This window comes from Streptomyces sp. NPDC097129, from assembly GCF_055668065.1.
In genome coordinates, this window is record NZ_JBVOQE010000041.1 from 1 (window position 1) to 2,369 (window position 2,369).

Annotated in this window: 3 protein-coding genes; 2 read left to right on the plus strand and 1 reads right to left on the minus strand. The window is 29.8% G+C overall.

Going from position 1 to position 2,369, the window contains the following annotated elements; all coding sequences use genetic code 11:
• Positions 1–529, minus strand: a 529-nt coding sequence (locus AC0B9F_RS37905; RefSeq protein WP_472010345.1) for a hypothetical protein, incomplete at its 3' end; no start/stop codon positions are given.
• Between the two features lie 184 nt (positions 530–713).
• Here AC0B9F_RS37905 and AC0B9F_RS37910 point away from each other — a divergent pair.
• Together AC0B9F_RS37910 and AC0B9F_RS37915 are read left to right on the plus strand one after the other, a co-directional pair.
• Positions 714–968: a hypothetical protein gene (locus AC0B9F_RS37910; protein WP_404764484.1), complete on the plus strand. Its 255-nt coding sequence runs from the start codon at positions 714–716 to the stop codon at positions 966–968.
• Between the two features lie 996 nt (positions 969–1,964).
• Positions 1,965–2,369 (plus strand): hypothetical protein (locus AC0B9F_RS37915; protein WP_472010347.1); only part of this gene is annotated, 405 nt, incomplete at its 3' end.

Consider the following 2,369-nt stretch of genomic DNA (forward strand, 5'->3'; position numbering starts at 1 on the left):
CTCCTACTAATGGGAGGACTCCCATTTTTTCAGTAATTTGAATAACTGGTATGGATAACTCCATCGCAGTTATCTCGGCAGCACTAATACGAGCGTAATTTATTTTAGAGTAATTTAAGCTAAGTAAGTGTACAGCTTGATCAACAATAGAATCGAATTTCGATATTATTTCGTAGAAATCAGAGATAGATACATTATTTCTGATAGATTCTGTTTTTATTATATCACCTATTGAATTACGATAGAATCTAACTTCTTCAATACCCGTTTCAAGGGATAGATTTAATTCAATCAATAAGTTTACCCCTTTATTTCCCCAAAGAGTTAAGTGGTTATAGGGACTTTCTAAGTCAATAGATATGGAATTGATAAAGATATCAATAAGCTCCTCTCTCCAAGTTTGAAGTTCTTTGTTAACTTCCTTTGAATAGAGGTTGTAATCTAAATCACTTTTTTGTTTAATCAATAATTCTTTATTCCTTTTAACAACAACACCAATATCTTGCATTAAAATTTCTAATGTATGCATCCTTTTCTCGCCTCATTTTTTTATTTTAGATACAAATATCATTTAATTATAACAAAAAACCTCTTAGAATAAGCCAAGGAATTATTACGCAAAAAATTTCCAAACGCTATATTCTATACATAGTTAGATAGGGATAATTATGCTAATATCAAAATATATATAGGGGTTGAATTCATGTTTAAGTTTGTTTAATCGTACAAAATCAGTAAATAATTCAGGAACAGAGTCTCAAGAAGACGAAACCATCTACACAATGATGCCTACACCAGGGACTATTATTGGAGAAGCAACAGAAGAAGAAATGGAAACAGCAGCTGAGCCTGAAATTCGTTATACTGTGTTTATGAGACGACAAGATATGAAGGTTGTTTCGATAGAACAAACTACAAAGTTGGCTAAGAATATACAGAATTTCGAAACAGATTCAAGTAAATTTTGAAGAAAACTTTCCAAAAGGTTGTTAATTCCATACGAATGGCCATATTTATATAGGTGACACTGACGTGCAATTAGAAACAGACGATGAAAATTTATATTTCTATTAAAAAGACGTTATACGGCTTTTTTTAGGGACATTGTTTTTTTTTCTTTGCTGTAACAACTGTTTTAATAAAACTTAACTACCACAGTATGTATTATTATTAATTCCATTGAAAAAAGAATAATTCTGAGCATGTGGGGAAAGTTATAATAGGTTTGATTGGATTTATTCCTTTCCACGTTAAACCCTCACTATCTAAGTGAGGGTTTCGTTTTTTACAAATACTATATAGCTAAACTGCCCCGATTGTGACATAAGAGTGGTTATTACAGGAATGCTGCCCCTAAAGTTTAAGTGCATTCCTTCACAAAATTTAGTAATAGGACTTTTTTAAAAGGAATTTTGCACGATTCTGAAGACACAAAGAAACAAGCGCATTAATCGTACTTGGATTAATATCCTTAAGTATTTAAGAGAATTAAATTAAAAGAATATATTCGATTTAAACTGCTTACATTAAAAATAATCTTTCCTGCCCCATAGAATATTTAAAAATAGCTAGCTTTTTAAGATCTATAAACTAAATCATACGGAAAAATATAGAAAAAAGGTGATGATAATACTCGACTCTTCGCCGTTAATTATCTTACCGTTTCATTTACAGTTTATGCTATGACTGAAAAAAAAGGTCCAACTAGCGGAATTATTATTAAGATGGAAGTATCCAAGCAGCCATGGCAATACACATACTATTAAAAATCATATTATACCCTTTTTTATTATTAAATCCCCTTACAACTCAGACTTATTCATCTATTCGGTAAAAATTCTTATTTAGGTAAAAATAGTCTTAACAAATCCTTATTGATCTATCTTGGTCTGTTTATCACATAAGCAAGACTCTTTCAGGAAAATATAATTATTAAATTATGATTTATATATGGAGTGATTTTATTGAACGAACAAGAAATTCTTCTCTCTATTTTTGAATATAAAGAGAGAATTAGCGAACTACGCGTTGATCACTGGATGAAATATTCTAATTGGAAGACTTGGTATTTTTGGTTTAATATCATGTCAATTTTAATTCCCCTATCTATTCTTTACTTTAAAATAGATAGAAACCGTTTATTTGAATTCTGTTTTTTCGGGTTAATAGTTCATGTTACTTGGTCCAATATTGACAGCTTATTATCCCAAAACAATTACTTAATTCATCCCCATGGATTCACACATTTTCTTCCTATGGGTATTACTGTTACTGCTGTCTTACTACCTGTTTGTTTTATGCTTTTATATCAATATTGTTCTAATAAAGGTAAAAATTTTTATCTTTATTCAATAATACTCTCTGCTTTA